This is a genomic window from Nonomuraea sp. NPDC050153 (assembly GCF_044460125.1).
Taxonomy (GTDB): Bacteria; Actinomycetota; Actinomycetes; order Streptosporangiales; family Streptosporangiaceae; genus Nonomuraea.
The window spans coordinates 233003-254546 of sequence record NZ_JBITJQ010000003.1 but is presented as its reverse complement, the minus strand read 5'-3'; the positions used below and the strand labels follow the sequence as shown (position 1 = coordinate 254546).

18 protein-coding genes are annotated in these 21544 nt (G+C 65.8%); 5 read left to right on the top strand and 13 right to left on the bottom strand.

The features are described from left to right. The first annotated feature begins 100 nt into the window (after nt 1-100). Both ACIBQ1_RS09330 and ACIBQ1_RS09325 read left to right on the top strand, forming a co-directional pair. Nucleotides 101-3538 (top strand): ADP-ribosylglycohydrolase family protein, encoded by a 3438-nt coding sequence (locus tag ACIBQ1_RS09330; protein ID WP_397275896.1) that lies wholly within the window; start codon nt 101-103, stop codon nt 3536-3538. Next, the gene (locus ACIBQ1_RS09325; RefSeq protein WP_397275895.1) at nt 3531-4313 is read left to right on the top strand and encodes a carbohydrate kinase family protein; all 783 of its coding nucleotides are present in this window, start codon (nt 3531-3533) and stop codon (nt 4311-4313) included. The genes ACIBQ1_RS09330 and ACIBQ1_RS09325 overlap by 8 nt, the downstream gene beginning before the upstream one ends. Nucleotides 4314-5066: 753 nt before the next feature. Here ACIBQ1_RS09325 and ACIBQ1_RS09320 read toward each other — a convergent pair. The 9 genes from ACIBQ1_RS09320 to ACIBQ1_RS09280 form a co-directional block, all read right to left on the bottom strand. Further along, on the bottom strand, nt 5067-6419 hold the full coding sequence (locus ACIBQ1_RS09320; protein ID WP_397275893.1) for a tyrosine-type recombinase/integrase: 1353 nt from the start codon (nt 6417-6419) through the stop codon (nt 5067-5069). Further along, nucleotides 6416-6607 carry a helix-turn-helix transcriptional regulator gene (locus ACIBQ1_RS09315; protein WP_397275892.1) on the bottom strand — a complete coding sequence of 64 codons (192 nt, stop codon included), beginning with the start codon at nt 6605-6607 and terminating at the stop codon, nt 6416-6418. Before ACIBQ1_RS09315 ends, ACIBQ1_RS09320 begins: the two co-directional genes overlap by 4 nt. Next, complete coding sequence (locus ACIBQ1_RS09310) at nt 6604-7935, bottom strand: replication initiator (protein WP_397275890.1); 1332 nt, start codon at nt 7933-7935, stop codon at nt 6604-6606. Before ACIBQ1_RS09310 ends, ACIBQ1_RS09315 begins: the two co-directional genes overlap by 4 nt. 125 nt (nt 7936-8060) lie before the next feature. Beyond that, nucleotides 8061-8219 (bottom strand): hypothetical protein, encoded by a 159-nt coding sequence (locus ACIBQ1_RS09305; protein WP_397275889.1) that lies wholly within the window; start codon nt 8217-8219, stop codon nt 8061-8063. A gap of 2 nt (nt 8220-8221) precedes the next feature. Next, entirely contained in the window at nt 8222-8383 is a 162-nt protein-coding gene (locus ACIBQ1_RS09300) for a hypothetical protein (RefSeq protein ID WP_397275887.1), read from the bottom strand. A 2-nt stretch (nt 8384-8385) separates the two neighbouring features. Then, nucleotides 8386-8727, bottom strand: a complete 342-nt coding sequence (locus tag ACIBQ1_RS09295; protein ID WP_397275885.1) for a hypothetical protein — start codon at nt 8725-8727, stop codon at nt 8386-8388. Nucleotides 8728-8740: 13 nt separating this feature from the next. Next, nucleotides 8741-9394 carry a DUF2637 domain-containing protein gene (locus tag ACIBQ1_RS09290; RefSeq protein WP_397275884.1) on the bottom strand — a complete coding sequence of 218 codons (654 nt, stop codon included), beginning with the start codon at nt 9392-9394 and terminating at the stop codon, nt 8741-8743. 4 nt (nt 9395-9398) lie between these two features. Beyond that, on the bottom strand, nt 9399-10769 hold the full coding sequence (locus ACIBQ1_RS09285; RefSeq protein ID WP_397275882.1) for an FtsK/SpoIIIE domain-containing protein: 1371 nt from the start codon (nt 10767-10769) through the stop codon (nt 9399-9401). Then, nucleotides 10762-11094 (bottom strand): hypothetical protein, encoded by a 333-nt coding sequence (locus tag ACIBQ1_RS09280; protein ID WP_358355220.1) that lies wholly within the window; start codon nt 11092-11094, stop codon nt 10762-10764. Before ACIBQ1_RS09280 ends, ACIBQ1_RS09285 begins: the two co-directional genes overlap by 8 nt. Nucleotides 11095-11238: 144 nt before the next feature. On the opposite strand from ACIBQ1_RS09280, the gene ACIBQ1_RS09275 reads away from it, so the two are divergent. Beyond that, on the top strand, nt 11239-11619 hold the full coding sequence (locus tag ACIBQ1_RS09275) for a GntR family transcriptional regulator (RefSeq protein ID WP_397275880.1): 381 nt from the start codon (nt 11239-11241) through the stop codon (nt 11617-11619). A 188-nt stretch (nt 11620-11807) separates the two neighbouring features. Here the strand turns inward: ACIBQ1_RS09275 and ACIBQ1_RS09270 are convergent, their stop codons facing one another. Continuing rightward, nucleotides 11808-13022 carry a helix-turn-helix domain-containing protein gene (locus ACIBQ1_RS09270; protein ID WP_397275878.1) on the bottom strand — a complete coding sequence of 405 codons (1215 nt, stop codon included), beginning with the start codon at nt 13020-13022 and terminating at the stop codon, nt 11808-11810. Nucleotides 13023-13797: 775 nt separating this feature from the next. Between ACIBQ1_RS09270 and ACIBQ1_RS09265 the strand changes: the two genes are divergently transcribed. Next, nucleotides 13798-14064, top strand: coding sequence for a winged helix-turn-helix domain-containing protein (locus ACIBQ1_RS09265; protein ID WP_397275876.1), 267 nt, complete (start codon nt 13798-13800; stop codon nt 14062-14064). A gap of 57 nt (nt 14065-14121) precedes the next feature. Continuing rightward, nucleotides 14122-14595, top strand: a complete 474-nt coding sequence (locus ACIBQ1_RS09260; RefSeq protein WP_397275874.1) for an NUDIX hydrolase — start codon at nt 14122-14124, stop codon at nt 14593-14595. A gap of 562 nt (nt 14596-15157) precedes the next feature. Here ACIBQ1_RS09260 and ACIBQ1_RS09255 read toward each other — a convergent pair. From ACIBQ1_RS09255 to ACIBQ1_RS09245, 3 genes are all read right to left on the bottom strand, one after another. Next, nucleotides 15158-16165 carry a hypothetical protein gene (locus ACIBQ1_RS09255; RefSeq protein ID WP_397275873.1) on the bottom strand — a complete coding sequence of 336 codons (1008 nt, stop codon included), beginning with the start codon at nt 16163-16165 and terminating at the stop codon, nt 15158-15160. Between the two features lie 623 nt (nt 16166-16788). Then, nucleotides 16789-19332 (bottom strand): DEAD/DEAH box helicase, encoded by a 2544-nt coding sequence (locus ACIBQ1_RS09250; protein WP_397275871.1) that lies wholly within the window; start codon nt 19330-19332, stop codon nt 16789-16791. Next, nucleotides 19329-21335, bottom strand: a complete 2007-nt coding sequence (locus tag ACIBQ1_RS09245; RefSeq protein ID WP_397275870.1) for a site-specific DNA-methyltransferase — start codon at nt 21333-21335, stop codon at nt 19329-19331. The genes ACIBQ1_RS09250 and ACIBQ1_RS09245 overlap by 4 nt, the downstream gene beginning before the upstream one ends. Between the last annotated feature and the right edge of the window lie 209 nt (nt 21336-21544).

Genomic DNA, 21544 nt, shown 5'->3' with positions numbered 1-21544 from the left:
GGCAGCCCCTGTGAAGGACCGTGGGCAACAACGCCGTCACACCACTCGTCTACCCGGGACGGGACACACATTGCTACCCACATACGTACAGGGCTGACCTATGCCGATCTTTCCAGACGGCGCAGCCCGTTCAATAGCCGCGCACGACCGCTCGCTCGACCTGTTCGCCAACCGCTTCGAGCTGACCCGCCACGTCGTCACCCTCATCAACGACGACCCATCCCCAGAGCGGATCCTCTACCTGTACGGCCTCGGCGGCAACGGCAAGTCGCTGCTCCTCCGCCACCTGGAGAAACGCGCTTGCTTGCACACAGACCGGTGGGCGGACATCAGCGACACCCCCGACACCGAACTGCTCGGCCGCCTTGCCGAGCGCGGCCAACAGGTGCCGGTGGCCAGGATCGACTTCGGCGCCCGGCCAGCCGGCGAGAACCGGCCGCAGGAGGCGTTCTCGGCGCTGTTCATGCTCAAGCGCCAACTCGCTCAGCACCGCATCGCCACCCCGCGCTTCGACTTCGCCGCCATCACGTACCTGCACAAACTGGGCTTCGACATCGCCCACCGGATCCGCGAGCTGTTCCCCCGCAGCGAGGTCGACATCGCACTCGACATCGCCGACGCCATACTGACGCTGCCGATCCTGCGCGTCGGCCAGCAACTGTTGCAGATGCTCAACTCCCGCATGGACGAGACCTTCACCCGCCGACGGATGCAACGCCGCCTCTCCCACGAGGACGCCGACCACATCCTGACCCTGGTCCCCGAGCCGGATCTCTTGGACGAGCTGCCTCGGTTGTTCGCGCAAGACCTCAACGACGCCACCGCCGACCACCCCAGGATCGTGCTCCTCTTCGACACCCATGAGGCGTTCTTCGGCGAGGCCATCGGCGACGCCGACAGCCTCATTCACGCCGACAAGCTCATGCGCGACGAGTGGCTACGCTGCCTGCTCGGCCACCTCGACCTGGGCGCCGGAATCGTCGCCATCGTGGCAGGCCGCACCCGCCCGCCGTGGCCGTCGGCGCCCGTCTTCCCCATCCCCGAGCAGTACATCGATCACCGCCTGGTCGGCCACCTCACCACCGCGGACGCGACGCAGTACCTCACCCTCGCCGGCGTCACCAACCCCGCCATGCGCACGGCGCTCGTCACCTACGCCTCCACCGCCCCGGACGAGGTACACCCCTACTTTCTCGGCCTATGCGCGGACGTGGCCCTGGCCGCCGGCCCCCGCCTCGACCCCGGCGACTTCGCAACACTGATCGACAAGGAACGCGACCTCGCCCGCCGCCTGCTCCAGTGGACACCCGCCGAAGCCGAGTACGGCATCCTCGCCGTGAGCGCCTGCCGCTCCTTCACCGCCGACACCTTCCACCACCTCGGCCAAGCGCTCGACTTCCCGTCCGACCGCAGCGCCTTCGGCAAGCTGACCGCCTACTCCTTCATCTCACCGATTCGGGGCGGTACGGCCAGCGGCACCGGCGCGTACACCATGCACTCCATCCTGCGGCGCTCGCTGCAACGCGTCCGTCCGGACGAGGTACGCAAGGCCCACGAAGTGCTGGCCAGGCACTACGGGGAACGCCAGGAGTTCACCGCCGAGTTGGAAGCCGCCTACCACCTGAGCCACCTCGACTCCGGCGAAGGAGTGGCGGCCTGGGTCGCGCTCATGGACCGCAGCCTCGCCACCGGCCGCTTCGACCGCTGCCGCGCCCTGGCCAACCTCCTCAGTGACCTGCGCATCGACCGCGACGAGGACAAGGGCCGCTGCCTGTACCGGGTGGCTCGCGCCCATCTCGGCCTCGGCAACTGGGCCCAGGCCGAAGCCCTGATCGACGGTCTCCCCTTCAGTTCCGCGCACGCCGTCCTGGTACGCGCTGAGGTCGCCTTCTGCCGGGGCGACTTCGACCACGCCGAACACCTGGCACACACGGCCCTGGCCCTCACCGGCGAGGACGCCCGTGAGAGCTTCCTGTTCCGGCTGGCCGAGATCGAGCTGTACCGGGGGCGCTTCGCGGACGGCCGCAGGAACGCCACCGAGGGCATGAGCACCTCCACCGACCAGGCACCGTGGCAAAAGCTCCTCGGCGAGATCGAGTATTTCTCCGGCAACGTAGAACGAGCGGACACGCTGATCACTCAGGCTCTAAGGGACGTCGCCGCTCGCCCCGTCCACCAGCGGGACCAGGCCCTTTACGCCGGCCTGCTCCAGGACGCGGCACTTGTCGCCGAAGCCACCGGCACCTGGCAGACCGCCCTCGACAGCCAGACCGAAGCCCTCGCCATCCGCAAGGCATCGGAGGACGCCCGCGGCATCGCCCAATCCCTACACGGCCTCGGTAAGGCCCGATGCGGCGTCGGCCAGATGCGGGAAGCCGCACAAGCCCTCGCCGAAGCCGGCCGCATGGCCCGCGACCTCGGCGACGGCCTACTCGCCGCGAAAGTCACCCACAGCGAAGCCGACGTCCGCCGCACCGAAGGTGACGAGACAGCCGCATGGGAACTGACCGTGCAGGCGTTGCAGGAGTTCGAGCACCACGGCACTCCCTACGACGTGGCGTCAGCCTGCCTCTCCCTGACCCGCCTCGCCCCGCAGGGCCGGAAACGCGTCCAGTACGCCGACCGCGGACGCCGCGCCATCGCCTGGGGCGGCTTCGGCGTTCTCACCCAGCTCTTCCCGGATCAGGCGGTCCCGCCCGCGCAGCGCATCCTTAACGGCCTCACCGGCTTCTGCTGCGGAGACGCCCTCGGCGTCCCTTGGGAGGGCAAATCTCCCAAGGACATCCACCTCACCGACACGATCGCCGCCCGAGGAGACTGGCCGCTCGGCAGCACGTCCGACGACACTGAACAACTCATCCTGCTCGCCCGGAACCTCATTGACACCGGCGGCTCAGAGATGGCCTTCCTTCACGCCCTGGCCGCAGCCCTTCCGACCATGCGCGGCGCCGGCCCCACTACTCGCAGAGCGGTGGAACGCTTCACGACCACCGGAGCAGCGACAGCCGAGGGCGGAGCAACCAACGGCGCCATGATGCGAGTGCTCCCCATCGGCTGGGCCATGCCCGCCACGCAGGCCGACCGCCGCCGCGACCTGGCCGTCCGCATGACGAGAACCACCCACGCCGACCCGCGCGCCCTCGCCACCGCCTGCGCAGTGGCGGCCATGGGATCATGGGCACTGGAAGGCTGCCCCGCCGAGGACCTCATCGCCGTCGCCTGCGAAGAGCTGGATCACTTCGCGATCCCCATCCCCACAGGATGGGTGCCCAGCCCAGGCGGGGTATCGCTGGACGTCATGGACACCTTGGGCGCGATCCTCCACGTACTGCACCTTCACGACGAACCGGTACAAGCCATGCGGTACGCGGTCAGCCTCGGTGGGGACACTGACACCGTGGCTGCAATCGTCGGAGGCATCCTGAACTGCCGCCAGGACACGGCGGACATCCCCTGGACACCGCAAGTCGCGCTCCCACCAGAACTGGAGACCCTCGCCGAAGGACTGCGCGCCATGCGGCAGGCCGCATATGCCTGACTTCTGGATCATCGGCCCCATCGCCTGGGACCTGGCCCTGTACGTCGATCACATCCCACCCAGCGGGCATTTCGTCCAGGCCAGCGAGAGCGTCGAACGCCCCGGCGGCACCGGCGCCAACGTCGCCGTCGCGCTGAGCCAAGCCGGGGGCCGCGTGCACATGGTGGGCTACATCGGTAACGACGCCGCCGGCCGCAACATGACGACGACCCTCACGGCGGCCGGGGTCGGCATCGACCATGTCCAGGTGCTGCCAGGGCACACGTCCTCAGTCGTCCTGCTCATCGAACCGGACGGCGAACGAACGATCATCGGCATCCACCCCGACCTGTTGCACGCCATCACGATCCCCGTCGATGAGGTCGCCCCCGGAGACATCGTCTACTTCGCCGCCTGGCACGCCCCCTTCACCGCCCCAGCCGAGACGATGGCAGCCGCAGGAGCTCTGGTCGCCAGCGTCCCCCCAGGCACGAGCCCTGCCATGCGCTACCTGATCGGGTCCCGCAACGACTTCTCCACGATTCCCGAGGACACCACCGCCATCGTGACCGAGGGGGCCAAGGGCGTCACCGTCCACTCATCAGGCGAGCGCACCCACTACCCGGCCATCCCCATAGAGGCGGTGGACGTCACGGGAGCAGGCGACGCCTTCGCCGCCGGCTTCCTCTGGGAACTCGCCCAAGGACGGACCCTCGCGGAAGGCGTGAAACTAGGCCTCACCTGGGCTGCCACTACCGTTCAAACGAAATCGTCCATGCCGAACACGGGCCTATAGCTATCCCAGAAGAGCACGGCACGCCTGGTTGCGAATCCGATGCTCAGGACGGGACGGCGGGAACAGCTCATCGCACCAACCGACGTACGGCGAGACCTTCCGCGGCTCACGGTGCACGTGTCGACGCTCCTCCGCACGCTTGGGACGAGGCGCCGGTGCCTTCCGTTCGATGTGGCTGCTCGCGGGAGGCGGAACCGGACGCGGCACAACCGGTGCTGCTCGTCGGCGCTTCCTGTCGTTCTTCTCCGCCTTGTGACGCGGCTTGGGTTCCGCCGAGGGCGGCGGCGTTCCAGGCGCCAGACTGGAAGGCGAGGAGGTTGGAGACTGCGAGGAACGAGGGACGACCGTCTCAGCACGGGGTGTCGGCATCGCGACGACCGTCGTACGAGGCGACGAGCTGTTGGCGTGCCACGAGATCGACCAGACGCCGACGCTGATGCTCCCGAGCAGCCCGGCGACGATCACGAACCGCGACAGCCGAAGACGCCGGCCACGAGGAGCGGGCGCAACCGGGGTCGCGTACCGTCTCCAGCCGAGCGAGTCGGACCGGCGCCGGTCACGCATCGGCAGACCGTACGGCGGGCGCCCCACTCGGCGCGGCTCTTCGGAGGGGTTCTGATCGCTGTTCATGGTCCTCCTCTCTCGGCCCGTGCATGCCAGGGTGGCGCAACATGACGCGCCCCAGCGGGAATGACCCGAGTGTCGAAGGTCAAGGCCCCGGCCGGGCCGGGGCCAAACTTGTCGAGAACGGGATCAGACGTCCAAAGCGTCGTTGATCTTGCCGTTGATCTGGTCCTGCTGCCCGTCCATGCACTTGGCATAGACCCGCAGAAGGACATCGACGCTGTGGCCCGCACGCTTGGCGACCTCGACGGCCGGGACGCCCGCGTTGAGCCAGAGCGAGACGGCCGCATGGCGCAGGTCGTACGGTCGGGCTGCGAGCGACGAGGCGACCTGGGCCGGAGCGAGGGCGAGCTTCCGTGCCTCCTGCCAGACGTAGGAGTGCGCGGAGCTGGAGTAGGTGCCACCGGTGCTCGTACGGAAGATGCGCCCATCCTCGGCAGTGCCGTACGTCGTGATGTGCTCCTGCAGCAGCTCGACGAGGACGGGCGGGATCGGGATCTCTCGCGTCTCCCTTTCGGCGCGGTGCTTGAGACTGCGCGACTCGTGGGTCTCGCCGGAGTTGGTCCACCGCTTCGTCCCCTGCGGCCGAGCCTTCTCCAGGACGATCAGCCCCCACCCCTCCTCGGGCAGCGTGCAGTTCCGCAGCCGCAGATCGGCCGCCTCCTCAGGCCGGAGCGCCGCGTAGTACATGCAGGCGAACAGCGCCTTGAGCCTGGGGCCTCGCTTGCGGCCGACCTTGGGCACGGCATCCAGGAGTAGCCGAGCCTGAGCGGGATTGACGACCGTCCGAGGATCGACGGATGTCACCGCCTTCGGCACCGACCACTTGATGCCGTCCAGCGGGTTAGTGCTGAACACCTTCTGCTCCACCGCGTGCTCCAGCAGGTGGTGCAGGACGGCACGCTTGCGGCGCACGGTGTTCGCCCCGGCCGGAGTGCCGCCGAACGTGACCGAGATGGCATCGAGCGCCGTACGCAGCACGTCCGCCTCCCCCAGCGCCGTCAAGGGCACCGACGCCCCTTCCAGCCAGCGCAACGCCGCGGCTTGCGACGGGTTCAGCGCGACGCGCCTGCCCTCCGGCAGGAGAGCGTAAATGCGCAGCACCTCGCGCAGCGCCTCGGCGGCGGGGCGGCGAGGAGCGTTCTCCACCAGGGCGGGGATCAGCGTGAGGAGCGCGTACGCGTCCGTCTCGCGGGTCCGGGCCGCCGAGGAGTTCCAGCGCCGCAAGACGTACGCCTGCCCGAACTCCAGGAACGACGGCCCCTCCGGTTCAGCCGCCACCATCGACACCGGCAGACCGGTGGCAACGTCGAACTCCTCCCCCGCCTTCGCCGCCTGCCGCAGGTCAGACAGGAAGGCGTTGGCCAGCCCTTTGGTGCGGAAGCTCTTGGACTTCGGCTTGCCGGCCACCCGCCAGCGCGCGATGAAGGCATTGGCACGCTGCTGCACCTGACCGAGCTTCACGTCGTACGTGGTCTTCACTTGCCCTCCCGCCGCGAGTTGAGCCAGGTCATGAGGTCGCTCCGCCAGACGCGGAGTTCGAGGTTGGGCAACTGGACGCAGACCGGCGCGCGGCCCAGTTCGCGCCAGCGGTAGAAGGTGCGGCGGGAGACCCCGCCCAGTTCGGCGCAGACCTCTGGCACGGTCAGCAGTTGGTCGTTCCTGCTCATCGAGGACCACCGCCCACACTCGGGAGGGGGACGCCGGTCAACGCCGCCGCGAGGAGTTGTTCGCCCAGGGACAGCCCCTGTCCCGCGTACTGCCAGTGGGCGACGATCAGAACGGTGTCCTCGTCGAAGAGCGGCAGCCGCCCGGTGGTGATCTCTTCGGCACGCATGTGCTCTTCGCGGGCGGCGCGCAGGGCGCCGAGGGTGGTGGAGTAGCGGCGGCTCTTCGTGGAGAAGTGGCCGCGGAAGCCGAGCATGTGAGCCCAGTGGATGAGCCGGAGGTCGGCCAGCCCGGAGCGGCTGCCCAGGCGCATGCAGGCGGCGATCAGCCGACGGGCATGGTCCCGTACCGGCAGAGCGTTCAGGTCGTCGAGAGGTTGGATGCGCCGGTCCAGCGTGCCGACGCATTCGGCCGCCTTCGTGGCGTACTTGGCGATGTATGCGGCGACGGCCTGGTCGGTGAGATCTCCGTCCAGGGTGATGCGGCGGCTGTCGAGTTGGGTCCCCCACCGGAAGGCACGCCCCAGAGGCTTGACCTCTGCTGTCACCGCGGCGGCGGCGTGTTGGACAGCCTGGTCGAGGTCGTCAGCGGTTGCCCAGGCCGGTGGCGGGGTGTCGGGGCCGTCCGGTCCGTCGAGGCGGATGACGGCGTGAAAGTGGACGACGCCGCGGCGCTGGTATTCGGCGACCTTGGCGAAGGCGATGCTCACCTGGGCGCGCATGGCCTTGACCGTCAGCCCGTTCAGCCTGGCGAAGCGGCGGCGTAGCGCGAGGGTGAAGCGGCGCCAGAGCTCCGGGCTGATGGCGTTGAACAGGACCGATCCGTCGTAGTCGTAGCACTCGGCGCACAGCGGCTCCCCGAGCCGGGGATCGTCCGAGCTGTGTCGATCGGTGCAGGACATCGCCTGCCCATGCGGGCAGGTCTCGGCGTTGCGGCGGGCATGGCAGGGCAGGGTCTTGCCGTTCTTCTCTCGCCGCGTGTGTACGGCGCCGAACGACGGGGCGGTGAGAGTGACGAACAGACACGGGTGTGACTTGACCGTCTCGGGTACGCCCTTGCCGCCAACGAGGCCAGCGCGGACGAGCTGGTACGTGTCGGCGCGGTAGACCTCGGCGCAGGCCGGGCAGCGAGTGACACGGCGGGTCTTGCACGGCACCCGCAGGACGCCGTTCGGTTCGGTGGTGGTGCTGTAGCGGTGGAGCAGTCGGCCGGTGGCCTGGTCGTAGTGTTCGACCTTGCCGCGCAGGTGGATGGGCTGCCGGCAGCCGCCGGTGCGCTTGACCTGGCAGGCCCAGCGGTCGTAGTCGGGGTCATGGAGTCGGGAGATCATCCCGGCTATGGCGTGTGGGTGGTGCAAGATGGATCTGTCCTATCCGGATTGCGTTCTGGAGTGGGATGGCCCCTCACCTGGCGCGGAACTTGGCGGTTGTGTGGCCAGGTGAGGGGATCTCGGCGCTAGGCGCCGTGGTTGTCGATGCCGCTGCCGTGGCAGTCACGGCAGGTGTCGCCGTTGCCGTCGAGGCCCGAGCCGTTGCAGGTGCAGCAGGAGCCGTGCGCGAACGGGACGGCGGCGAGGATCTGGGACCAGCCGGTCCAAGGCTTTTCGGGTGCCATGGTCAGCTGCTCTCTCGCGGAGTGATCGTGAGGTAGATGCGGTAGTGCCGTGCTCGGTTCCTGGCGGGGAAGGCCCGCGACATAGACGAGACCGTGAAGTGCTGGCGAAGGTGGATCATGCCGAGGGTGAGCTCGGCCCGGCTGCCTTCGAGTCGGACGCGCATGGTCATTGCTCCCAGGTGTCGTCGGTCTGGATGCACTCGCGGTAGCTGTCCACGGCGGCGTGGCGGGCGCGGGCGGTGGCCAGGATGGCGATGAACTCGTAGCGGACCGGCCCGAAGCTGATACCAGTCATGTAGTGGTCGTAGGGCAGGTGATCGGCGTCAATCTCGGTGCCGAGCACGGCGGCGACCTTGTCGACCTCCGCGCGCATCTCATGGTCCGGGCCGTTCGCCGGGAAAGCCCGGATGATGACGGGTGCTATCGAGGTCGGTACCTGAGGGTGCGCTTTGAGGAAGCCGGCCACGGCGATGAGCCCGGCGATGAGGGCGTCTCGGTCGTTACTCATGGCGATTCGCCTTTCAGGTGCTTTCCGGAACGGTCCGCAGGGAGCGGAGCAGGTCAGAAGCGAGTTGGTCGGATACGCCCAGGCGGGCGCGGAGAACGTCGCGGCTGATCGGCTGGCCGTGCCTGGCGTGGTGCTCGTCGGCTACTCGGCGGGCGTAGTCGATCAGCGCCGGGGACGGCCCTGGCCTGTCGTCCTCACCGTCCTCAGCGGGGACGAGAGCGGGGAGATCATGAGCAGGGGCGGTCGGCGGTTCGTCGGAACGAGGACAGGATTGGACGGGATGCGGGCCGGACGTCCGGCGTTCGAGCATGGAGACGGCGACGAGAAATGCCGCCGCTGGAGTCGCAGCGGTGATCCAGCCCCACATGGTCGGGTCGGCCTGTTGCAGGTTGGCGGCCAAAGACAGGACGATGCCTCCGGTCAGGACAAGGACGGGCCAGGAGATCGGGCCGCGCCGCCGGCGGCCGGTCTTCTTGTCGCGCTGCCGCTCGCGAGCGGCCATGACGCAGGTGAGGTCGACGCAGACGGCGATCGCCCAGGCCATCCAGCCGGACTGTCCGTGTTCACTGGCGGTGTCGCGGATGTGGGTGAAGGACCCAGCTCCGGCGATGAGGGCCAGGACGAGGACAGGCCCCGTGTCGATCAGCCAGTGGGCGAGGCGTCGCATCGGCTCAGGCCTTCCGCGGGTCCGGGATGGAGTCGAGGAACTCGGCGAGGTCGGCGTCCGTCGGTGGCGCGGTGTGACCGGATACGACGTCCGCCCAGGTCGGGGTCCGGTCGGTGTAGGTGGTGGCGGCCAGTTCGGCAGCTTGCTCACTGACGTAGAACGAGCGGGCTCGGTACCACTGGCCGTCCTGGGATGCGACGATCGCGACGCCTGGTGTCTCGGCCGGGATGGCGCGAGCTGAGGCGAGCGCGGCGGGGTCGAGGTCGCCGAGGGTCATGGTGGCGGTCTCTGGGTCGTTCACCCGGTGGCAGATCCGCCCCGAGCACTGGGCCCGTAGCGCGGTGACGCCGGGGCCGAGGTCGGAGCCGATGCGCTGGCCGCAGCAGAACAGGTAGATGCCGAAGGCCCGCCCGAGCTGGGCCACCCGCAGGAGCGCGGTCGAGGTCTTGGCGATCTCATCCTTCTCGCTCTTGTCGGCCATCAGGTAGAGCTCGGCCAGTTCGTCGACCAGGACGACGACGGGCACGGGCCGCTGGTCGTCCGGGAGCTGCCAGATGTTGCGGGCGCCGGCCTCGCGGCACATGGCCATGCGACCGGTCATCAGGTTGACGAGGTCATCGAGCAGAGCGGTGCACTCACCTCGCGTGGTGCCCAGCGCCGACAGGCGAGGACTGTACGGGGTGAACTCCACGCCGCCCTTGAGGTCGAAGCCGACCAGGGCGACCGGCTGCGGAGCGAGCCCTTGGACCAGGGCGTTGGCAAGGTTGGACTTGCCGGACTGCGTCGCCCCTGCGTTCAAATAGTGCGGAACGGTGCGGAAATCGATGATCCACGGGCCGCCGGTCTCCAGACGACCCACGACGACCTTGAGCAGTTCGGGCGAGGCGGGCAAGGTCTCGACCCGGACGAGTGGATCGCGGACGGTGGCGGACAGAATGACCCGTCCAGGGCGAGGAGACGAGACGCGGATCGCGTGCACGCCCCAGGAGTGGGCGAGCCGTTCGGCGGCGTCGCTGTAGTCGGCGGGGATCTGGCCCTCAAGGGTGTGCAGGGTGACCCGCCAGCCATACCGGGTGGGCTTGGGCAGCCACATGAACGGCTTGGTGTCCACGGCGATGCGCTGCCACTTGCGCCGGACGCGGACGACGCCGGTCGAGGCGACCAGCCCGGGGACGGTGGTGAACCAGAAGCGCTGCCGCTTCTTGGTGAGGTTGCAGCCGAGGGCGACCTTGCGCCAGCTCGCCCGTACGCTGATCGCGACAAGCGGGAAAGCGGCCACGAGCCAGAACGACGGGTAGTGCCAGCGGCGCCAGGCCCAGAGCCCGGCCGCCGCAGCGGCCAGGACTCCGAGCACGAGAAGCGTGGTGTCAGACACGGAGCGGCTCCGCGTCCACCGGTAGGAGCGTTGCGGCGCGGTAGGAGATCCCCCACCGGCCCGCGATCTCCCAGACGTACCCGACCAGGCCAGTCGGGTTGACCTGCTGTCCGGCGGCGATCGGGGGCTCCCCCGAGGTGCCGATCTTGACGAGCTCGATCCGGCCGAACTCGTCCTCGACCGAGACGGTGATCTCGTAGACGGTGTTGCCGTGCTTGTCGGTCTTGATCTCTCCGGTGTCCTTGTTGAGCAGGCGCGGCTTGGGCGCCTTCACGCAGGTGATGACGAGCTTGGAGGTGTCGACGGGGATCGGGATGGTACGCACGAGAGCTGGTCTCCTTCTGGAGCGATGTTCTAGATACAAAGATACCTAGGTATCTAGCTCTGTAAACCAAGATAGCTAACTTGAATCGAGATTGCTTACAGGTTGCCCAGAGACCTAGGCATCTAGAACCGTTAAAGTTGGGTCATGGCAACCGACCGCCGCCGGCCATACCTCAAGATCGCCGAGGACATCCGGCGCGACATCGCGTCCGGCCGATACGAGGTCGGCGAGCGCCTCCCTGTGGCCCGCGAACTGGCCGAACGGTACGGCGTTGCCATGATGACCATCGGCAACGCCCTGGCCGTCCTCCGCGACGAGGGGCTCATCGAGACCCGCCAGGGCGCCGGCAGCTACGTCAGCCGGACTCCCGACGACGAAACCGCCGGCCCCACCCCTGGCGAGCACAGCGAAGAGTTCCGCATCATCTCCGAGCAGCTGAGCGAGATCCGTCAGCACGTACAGAAGCTGACAGTCAGGCTGGACGAGCTAGACGCTCGGACTCGTCCTGATCAAGCCGAGAAGTGATCCTGACAGTACGCCGCTGGAGTTCGGCCAGGTCGACCGTGATCTCCGCCAGTTCGCGAAGCAGGATCTGTCGTTCCGTCTCACTGAGACCCACGTACCACCCCATTGTGTAGGCAGGACGCCGAAGCGCCCCCGGGTTACCTGACGGGTGGGGAGCCATTGCGCGGATAGCCCTCCGTCTTCCGTGCTCACAGCAACCGCATCACCTTCGCGAGATTCAGGATCTCGCGCTGACGATGCAGCTTGCCGCTGTCCCTCAGGTCGCGCACGATGTTGCGGACCAGTGGACGGTTCCGGACGTGCTGAGGCGCGATCCGGTCGGCACGGAGCAGAGCGTCTGCCGCCTGGTTGTCCTTCCTGTTCATGTGGTAGCCCGCCGCGGTGCAGGTCCAGTAATGGGCCTGGCGTTCTGACGAGGCGATCTGGGCGACTTCAACATGCTCGGCCCGGGAGATGACTTCGCGAGGCCGGCCCAGCTCCATGCTGACCTCGACCGCGTGAATCGTGGTGTTCACCCGGTTGAACTGCGTCTGAAAGACGTTGCCATCCCTCGGGAGGACATCGGCGACGCGCCGAGCCTCCTCAAGGTGACCTTCGGCCTCTCTCTGGTCCCACAGTCGCGAATAGGCGACGGCCGCCCGCAGGTGCAGCGCGCCCCACATCGCCTTGATCGCATCGCTCCCACCGACGTGGGGTTCGATCTGGTCGATCGCCGACAGGGCCGCATCTTTGGCGGGGTCGAGCTGCGCTTCGTGCAGCCACACACCGCACAGGTCCCAACTGGCCGCGGCGACCAGGTCCGGTGCGCCCACGCGTTGCGCGGCGACGAGCTCACGCTGCACGGCGGTCCAACCCAGGTCGTGATGTCCCAGGAGGTTGGACGACACCCGAGCCATGTGGCAGACGCGCAGCATCAACGCCTCGGCCCGGTCGCGCTCGGCCGACGAGTCGTTGGTGACGGCGATCAGATCGGTGAGGATGCCGGGCAGCACTTCACCCAGAGCGGTGAACCTGGCGTCCTGACGAAGTTGCTCGGCAAGGCGCACGTGCGCCTCAAGCTCCTCCAGCGGCCGAGGCTCGCTGACCGATCGGACCAGCACCCCGCTGGGCAGCGAAGCCTGCTGGAGCGCGAGCCGTAGCGCCGGCACCGCCGCGTGGCCGGAGTCGAGTTCTGTCGTCTCGTGCTGGTACGGCTGACCGGTGAGTTCGGCGACTTCCACCCCGAGCACCTCGGCGAGCTGCCCGACCACGCTCATGCGGTCCAGCGGCAGGCGCCCGTTCTCCACCTTCGACAGCCAGGAGACGGACCGGCCGACCTTCTCGGCGAGGGTCGCTTGGTCCCAGCCTTTGCGGTGACGAGCCCGCGCGATCCGCTGGCCCTGCGTCACGTACTCTGTTGTCACGTCCGAGCCCTCCCTCTCGCCGTCGCTTGCTTCGACGATAAGGCGGCTGACCTGCGTCACTGGCAGAAAAACTGCCAGTGGCCGGACACGCGAAACCGCAGGTCGGCCGTCGACCTGCGAAAACGCTCGTCACAGATCGATTGCCGATCGTGACGCTACGTGCGCGTGTGGGCTGTGTGGTTCGGCGTGTCCTTACCTCGCCTCCCCGCTGATGAGCTGTCGCCACAGCTCCTCGGCTTCGCTGACCCTCACCCGCGGACTCTCAGCGATGACCCAGGGCGCCTCAGACCGGTCGTATCGCCGGATGAACCCTTGCCCACCGGCCCGGCAGTCTTCGAAGACCAGCGTCAGGCATTCGCAGGTGTAGTTCCGAACACGTGCGGGACTTGGACGGCGCTCCACCTGGGTCCATCTCACCCGCACAGCGTCCGGACGAGGCGAAGCGGGGTGCGAACCATGAAAGTCGTCATCATCTGCCACAGGGCCCACCATCCTTCGCGACGCACGATCGCCAGCGGGGGCGCCGACGGCGCCCATGCTCGATGAACAGGCGTTGGTGAGCGAGGAGCCATCTCCAGTCGCATCGCGCGCACTCTCGGAGCGGTATGCCGGAGCGCACTCTGCGAAGCCCCACCCGGAGGGGCCCTGGAGTATCGCCCACCAACGCCATGCCCCCAAGCTAGCAAGCCTGTAAGTACCTGTCTACTCCATGGAGTTTCATGAAGCTCCACGATCCGACGTGAAGGGGCGTGAAACGCCCTCCTACTCTCATACTGTGGCTAGATATGTCGAGCACACGCGCACCTGGGAGTTCGACGAGGACCGCTCCCGCTGGGAGCAGATCCTCGAAGTGCTGAACGCGCGCATCGACTCGGGCGAGTGGGGCCCCAAGTTCAAGATCTCCGAGGTCAAGCTCATGGAAGAGTTCGGAGTCGCCCGCCCCACCATACGTAAGGCCATGGAACGCCTCCGAGGCGCCGGCAAGGTCTACACCGTCCCCAACCTCGGCAGCTTCGTCAAAAGCGGCGACGAGCCCCAGTAGCCCAAGGACGCCGATCGGCCCAACGACAGCCCCCTCGGCGGAGTAAGCTCCCGCGACGTGAGCCAGCGGATCGACTTCTACAACGACCCGAGCGCGCCCGCCGCCAACAGCCTCGTCCCATCCGTGAACATCGTGGTCACCAACGAGGCTGGCGAGCTGCTGCTCATCCGCCGCTCCGACAACGACAACTGGGCCCTACCCGGCGGCGCCATCGACCTCGGCGAGTCCATCCCCCAGGCAGCCATCAGGGAGACTCTCGAAGAGACCGGGATCAGATGCGAGATCACGGGTCTGGTCGGCACCTACAGCAACCCGAACCACGTCATCCACTACACCAGCAACGACGAAGTCCGGCAGGAATTCTCCCTCGTCCTCACGGCCCGACCCATTGATGGAGAGCCGACGCCGAGCAGTGAATCCCGAGAGGTCCGCTGGGTACCGCGGCACCAGCTCGGCGACTACAGCATGCACGACTCCATGCGCCTCAGGCTCAGCCACTACCTTCATGGCGGCAGTCCGCACATCGGCTGAGTCAGAGCCAGTAGCGTCAAGCATCAGCCTCGACCACCGCAGCCGATCCGGCGATATATCAGCAGCTCAGGAGCATGCAAGAGCCATGCGAGATCGACTGGATGAGACTTTTCTCCACGGTTTTAAAGGCGGCCCGCTGCGCGGCCCGCCGGGCGCGCCAGTCGGTCTGCGTGCCCGGCTGCGGCTCTTCGGCCGGTCCGGGCACGCACCGCCAGCGCGCCCGAAGTCTGCAGAGGTCACCAGCTAAGGCCGTGACGATCGCTCACTTCGGCGCTCTCCGAATTAGCTGGGGCGATCGACTGCCGCAGACCGACTTCGTCGGTCCTTGCCACCGAGCACGAGGGCTGGGGTGCGTGATACGGCGGCTAGTGCAACGACACCGACTCACATAACCGCTCATTGAGTGCCCATATTTCTGGGCTCTGTGGGCGCTGGAGGTGACGTAATTATGTGCGTATGGAGAAGCTTCAGCGCAGGTGTGCCTAATCGCTCCTGGTGAGTGACAGACTGAATGACGATCCAGGCGTTCGGGCCTACTCTACGGGCGACAGAACCTCTTGCCTTACCGATCTGGGAATGACAGCACCAGCGAGTTCAGCTCTACACTCGGAGAATGCGACCCGCCTTCGACTAGGAGTGCCGTGCCTTCTGCCCTCATTCCGAACCCTCGATATCCTCCCGGCATCCCATTTGGCCTGACTGGCATCACCTGTTCAACGAACCTGATCGACCATTCTCCAGTCATGCTGGTCACTGTGACTCCGTCACCAGTACATGACTCAGCCGGCGCGCCAGCTTGCCGGTAGATGCGAACCTCTACAGCCTCCTCGGCCTGCCGGAGCAGGCGGATAGGCATGATCGGCGAATTTATCACCGCTTCGACGAGAGCTTGCTGAAACTCTGGGCGTGCTACCACATCGTCCGAGTTAGCCGCGGACTTAGGGAATCCAAGCGTGTTGAGGGTAGCGACAACTGTCCTCTGATGGAGTACCTTGACCTCCCGCAGTGCGTCGAATCCCAGGCCCACAGGGAGTTTAAAACGGGAGAAGTCTCCATCTTCGGATACGAAAAGGAGGGGCAGCGCTTCCCCCGAAGCCGAAATCTGAGGTGCTACAGCGGCCCGTAGGGTGGTGAGGTAGATTGTGGCATCGCGCGCGCCCATGCCATGCTCACAGGGAGGAAGATGCTGCGCCTCCATGAGGATCGCTGACAAGGCATCCTCCGGAAGGGTGTCCAACACTAAGAAAGCGGCCCGGAGCCGTCTTTCTAACTCCAAAGACTGCTCGTGCGCAATCCCTCGGCGGCGACCGTGCAGTTGTTTCGGGTGCAATGCAAGAGTCTTTATCCGATTCCTATCCGTAAGCATCAGTCTCCGCGCTTCGAACCCCGCCGTGGTCCACGCTTTCAGCGCCGCACCAAGATCTTCTTTCCGTTGCCTAACGACCTCCGCGAGAGCTACATCCGTCGTCGCAAGCGTGTGCCCAGCACGTCCAGCAACAGCCGACAGTAGTCCGTACAGCGGGCTTCCTGGCAGCACGTGCCGCAGTTGGTTGCTGTCGAGGACGATCACGAAGCCGAACGTAACAGCCCTGGTGAAAGTTCTCAATCAGCTTCTGTGCTCGCCTGCGTCCGCTCCGCTGCGCCAAGAACGCCAGCCTGCGTAACCTGCCGCTGCACGGCTTGGCCCACAACCAGATCTGGGCCGAGCTGGTTGCGTTGGCTTGCGACCTGCTCGCCTGGATGCAGATACTCGCCCCAGCCGACACCGCCGCCCGCCGTTACGGGCCCAAAGCCTGCGACTACGCCTATTCGCCGTCGCTGGACGGCTGGTCCACGGCGAACGACGACTGCGGCTGCGCCTCGCCCAACCGCATGGCCATCGGCCCTGGCTGTCTGGCACGTAGCGCGAGGACAATCAGGGCCCCACGCCCCCATCCGTGCTATCGGCCGAACGTGCTGTGGCAACCTTGAAGAGCTGGGAGTGTTGCGCTGCTTCCCGCGCCCAGGCGACCACACTCGTGCAGGTCATCTGCGTCCCGCAGCCCCTCGAAGAGTGCCGCTATTCAAGATGAAGCACTCATCGTTCAAGACTGAACCACACGAAGGCCGCCAGTGATCGTGCCCGTTCGCTGCACCGCGTTGACGGCCTCATCTTCGAACCCCACAGGATCAAGTTCGTCGACCATCGTGCAGTTATGGATAGTTAATGCCGTCGCTGTCGAAGACTTTCTCGATCAGAGCTTTGTTGGTGGCGGCGGAGAGTTTGGTGCCGATGCCGCCGAGCCTGAGGTCGAGCGCCCGCAAGCTGTTGCCGACTCTGATGACCGCCAGGCATCGACGAATCCGATCAGAGTGGTCCTGCGCGTACTTGGCCAGCGCCGCCCATTTGGCCGAGGTGTCGCCGAGGTCCTGCCGGTGCGGATCGACGATGTCCAGCACGTAGTTCCCGTCGCCGTCGTCATGCCAGAACAGAAAATCTGGGTGCATGAGTAGGTACTTGTCGCCGAACTCATACGGCACGGCGAGCGCGTGACGCCCGGAAGACGGGTTGCGGTACCAGCCGACGAGAGTCTCGGCGGCCAGTTCCACGTCGAGCACTTCTTTCTCCCACGATGATCGAGAGGTATCGACCGGGAACCCGCCCGCGTTGGGCTTGCCATCACCGATGACGTACAGGTGGTGCGCATACGTTGGGATCGACTCGGTCTTGCCTTTGATGATCCTCTCTGTCGCCGCCGAGTAGACCTCGCGGGCTTGGACGGTGGTCGGGTGCATCGGTGAGGTGCTGATGTGGAAGAGCGGTTCGATCAGATCACGCACGTGGCGCGGGTTGACGGAGACCTTGGCCTGGTGCTGTTTGCGCCACGTGCCGATCAACTCGGCTGCCTGCTCTTCGATGAGGTTCTTGAAGCCGAGTCCGGCCATCGCGGCTACCCGGGCGGCGGCGTCGATTTCGTCGTAGCCGCGATCGCACAGGTCGTTGTAGTACCAAGCTGCCGACCCGTCGGGAAGCAGCCGTACCGCGCGGTTGTAGTAGGCGTCCAGGTCACGTTCGGACGTTGCCGCCTCGTTGACCCCGGTAGTCAGCATGATCGCGGCGTCGTAGTTGACCACGGTGGTGTTCACCGTCAGGGCGAGAATGTCGTCCACCTTGGCATCAATCTCGTCCTTACGCTGGCCGTCGGCCGCCTTCATCTGGTCGACGATCCAGGCTCGCGCGCTGGCTGAGGCACCTTTAACCAGGTCGTGTTCGTTGAGCGCGGCGGCCAGACGCATCAGCTGCGCCGTTCGCGTCGGAAAGGTGGCCTTCGGCCTCATGTACGACGGCAGAGTGTCGAGCAATTCGAACAGCTTCGCTGGGACTGTTGCCGACCGGCTGCAAACCTCGGGCGTGATCATCACTTCTACCTGAACCGTCTCATCTTCGGTCAGTGCATTGACGACGCGGGCGACGTGCTCGGTGCGGAACCCCGGCAGGTAGGCCACCACTTCGTTGAGCCGGTCATCGCCGGCGTCAACGCGCTTGGCCAGTGGGGTGCGGACCAGACGACCGATCAGCTGCGCAATCTCGGTGTAGGAGTCTTTACCCTGGAACGAGACCAGTACCTCGGCACGAGGGCAGTCCCAGCCGGTGGTCAGAGCGGACTTGAACAGAACTACGCGGGCCTGGTCGTCGCCAGAGATCGCCTCAGGAGGCAGGTAGCGGACGATCTTGTCACCGATCTTCAGCGGTCCATGCGGGTCGCCGAACGCATGGGCCACAGAGTAGTCGCTCAGCTTCGGCCACGCCGACTCCAGGACGGAGAGGATCTCGGCCAACCGCTTGTCAGTGACTTTCGGCTCGACCTGCACCACAAGCAGCGGCTCCACCAGCCGGTCGCCGGTGTTGTCGTGATGCGTGCGCCAGGATTGGCTGGCCGCCTTGAGGTCCTCAACGGCCAAGGCCAGCATCGTGTTGTCCGCCGACTGGGCCTCGGCAAGGTTACGCAGCAGGATGCGGTCCTTGAGTAGGCCCGATTCGCGCACGTCGCCTGGCGGGATGTTGACTGGTCGCATTGTGCGGTTCGCCGCTTCCATCGCGGCAAGGAACCGATCCGGCGTCGCCGAGATGCCCAGCACGACCGGTGCAGCCGGTTGGACGGTTCCGACGTTGGTCGCGCCTCCATTGACGATGGTGCCCGCGATTGTTTTGCGCTCGGTCTTGGTCGTGCCCGAGCCCCGGTGCGCCTCGTCCCAGATGACGATGAAGTCCTGGCCACGTTGTTTGACGGTGTTCGCGATCATGTTCCAGGCGCCGAAGGTACGTTTATCGTTCTTGGACCCGTCAGCTCGCGTGGCGTGCAACGTCGAGTTCTTCTGCAATGCCTGGATGTGGACGAAATAGATGTAGCCGGCCTCCAGCGTGGGCTCGTCGGTGTCACCGAGAAACCGGACCCGGTTCACGTCGATCTTGCCGCCGGAGGCTTGAAGGATCTTGTTGATCGTCTGTAGGTTCAGAGACCGGTCGTCAGTCAACCACAGCACCGTCAGGTCTGGATTGGGCTCACGTGTCGGCGTGCCTAGGTATAGGCCCTCCAGAACAGCGGTAGCGATCACCGTCTTACCTGCTCCGGTCGGCGCGGTGAGGCCGACAGCGGTGAGTTCGCCATCGTCGGCGTACCCCGCGCGGGCCTTGGCAAGGTTAGTCAAGACATCCTCGACTGCCTTGGCTTGGTAGTCCTCCAGCGTGAACTTCACCGAGCACCACCCGGGATGTTGATCGTGTAGTTCGACAGATAGTCCTCGTACAGGCGAACCGTCTCGATCCCGGTCGGAAGTCGCTCAACGGCCGTCTGATACTCCGTCGGCGAATCTGTGATAATGAACAGCACCTGCGGCGGCACCTTTCCGGCTGCTGCCTTGGCCACCGCGTTTGCGAACGGAGTCAGTGCGTCGATCGAGAACAGCACGCCGTAGGACTCCGATAGCGCCCATCCGACGTCAGGGACCTCGTTGACCCGGTCACCACGAGCGCCGCCTTCCATCCACATCAGCGGCGCGACCGAACCGTACTCGCGACCACGCCGCACCCGCGCCGGGTCGAGGTAAGTGAGGTGGAACATCTCAACGTTCGCGGCAAGGCCCTCGGAGTACTTCGATCCGTCCTGTCGCGTGCCTGTCACCACGGTCGAGATACGTGGACGACAGACATACTCGAACACGCCTTTTGCCTCCCACTCCGGATCGCCGGGATGGAAGCCTTCGTTTCGGAGCCGCTTTGCCTCAAGTGCACCGAGCTCGTTGTTCGTAACCAGGATGCTCTGCCGAGAGCCGCCGTCCTCAGCGTTCAGGCGCATTACCGCCTCGGTGGTCGTGCCGGAACCACCGAAAAAGTCGAGGATCACCGCGTCTGAACCAGCAGCTGTCCCAATCCAACGTTTGATTACGTCGACGTCTTTCGGGTTCGGGAAGCGCCGATCGCCAAGGATAGCCTCCAACCGTTTTGAGCCAGGCATACGAGGTTGGGTGAAGGTTGGATATGGTACGCGATCTTCCTGATCGGCGAGAAAGCGCTTGAGCCGTGGGATCGTCGATTCATCGGCTCCAAACACGATGCGGTTTTCAGCGATAAGAGCAGACATCGTGTCGGATGCGTAACGCCATCCGAAGTCAGGGGTAGGAACGGGCCGCCCGGTCACAGGGTGCTTCACCTCATAACGGAGGTTCTCCCGCGGGTTGGGGCTAGCCAAATCGCCTGCCTGAAAGATGCGCCCTTCTTCGTCGATCTGATCGTACCGAAACACAGCAGGCTCCAGCTGTCCCTTTAGCCGACGCAGTGCCGCTCGGTACGCCTTGGTCGCCTCCACTCGATCACCCATGGACTCCTCCCACGCTTCTCGGGCGGCGTCGTGGGCCAGTTCGATGCCGGGCTTGAGCTCCCGCCACCGAACGTCTGCCTCCCTCAATACGTCCACGTCTCGGGCATAGGCGAGCATGTAGTCAACGCCGCCTGCCGTGTATTTGGCATCGTTTTTCCCACTACCTTGCCAGACGATGTTTGCTATGAAGTTTCGATCACCGAAAACCTGATCCAGGAGCATTCGAAGCCGATGATGCTCTTCGTCTCCAATGGCCGCAATGATGACCCCTGTTGGCTTTAGCAGGTCTCTCGCGATCAGCAATCTTCGTTCCAGGAATGACAGCCACTTCGAAGATTTGGCTCGATCATTGCTGTCAATGTAGCGGTCGTTGTAGATCCAGCTATCGTTGCCGGTGTTGTAGGGCGGATCGATGTAGATCAAATCCACCTTGCCCCGGTGTGTCCAGCGAAGCGCCTGCAGGGCGTGAAAGTTCTCACCGTTTACAACCAGGTGCCACGGGGAGTCCGCCGGGGCGTTCTGGATGCGTTCCAGCGACTGAAGACCAGGATAGATCGGCTCACCGAACTCGCGGACCACAACAAGATCGGCAACGGCCTGCTCGCCGCCGTCGCCGTCGAGCACTGCGACTCTGCGGGTCATGTCAGTGAAGCCGACCACTCGCCACGTCATTGCGTTCGACTCATCACTCAGCGCGACCTTGACGCCCTTGCGGATGGGGTGATCGGCAAGCTTGACAGACTCGGGGAGATGCCTGTCGAACACGAGACCGAACCTGCGCGAACCTCGAAGCAGCTCGACCTCACGCGCCAACCGACTACGCAGAGCCTCGTCGTTGACCCGACTGATCAGCTGATCAAGGACGTTGGTCTCGTTGTTCACGTACCCCACCTTCGCAGGTTCCACAGATCGTCACGGCGACACTATCGGCGATTCCATCTCCCCCCGTTAGTACTACGTGATCGTGGCAAAACCGGAATGCGAGCGTTGCGGTCATGGCGGTGGATAGCCTTGACTATATAGTCGGCGCGGCGTGGGCGGACGCCTGACAAGATGGAACGGCCTTCACGTCCCAACACGCGGTGCCGGCC

Coding starts and splice junctions, on each gene's coding strand:
- ACIBQ1_RS09330 (WP_397275896.1), top strand. CDS start 101: ATGCCGATCTTTCCAGACGGCGCAGCCCGTTCAATAGCCGCGCACGAC.
- ACIBQ1_RS09325 (WP_397275895.1), top strand. CDS start 3,531: ATGCCTGACTTCTGGATCATCGGCCCCATCGCCTGGGACCTGGCCCTG.
- ACIBQ1_RS09315 (WP_397275892.1), bottom strand. CDS start 6,607: ATGAGCAGGAACGACCAACTGCTGACCGTGCCAGAGGTCTGCGCCGAA.
- ACIBQ1_RS09310 (WP_397275890.1), bottom strand. CDS start 7,935: ATGATCTCCCGACTCCATGACCCCGACTACGACCGCTGGGCCTGCCAG.
- ACIBQ1_RS09305 (WP_397275889.1), bottom strand. CDS start 8,219: ATGGCACCCGAAAAGCCTTGGACCGGCTGGTCCCAGATCCTCGCCGCC.
- ACIBQ1_RS09300 (WP_397275887.1), bottom strand. CDS start 8,383: ATGCGCGTCCGACTCGAAGGCAGCCGGGCCGAGCTCACCCTCGGCATG.
- ACIBQ1_RS09295 (WP_397275885.1), bottom strand. CDS start 8,727: ATGAGTAACGACCGAGACGCCCTCATCGCCGGGCTCATCGCCGTGGCC.
- ACIBQ1_RS09290 (WP_397275884.1), bottom strand. CDS start 9,394: ATGCGACGCCTCGCCCACTGGCTGATCGACACGGGGCCTGTCCTCGTC.
- ACIBQ1_RS09275 (WP_397275880.1), top strand. CDS start 11,239: ATGGCAACCGACCGCCGCCGGCCATACCTCAAGATCGCCGAGGACATC.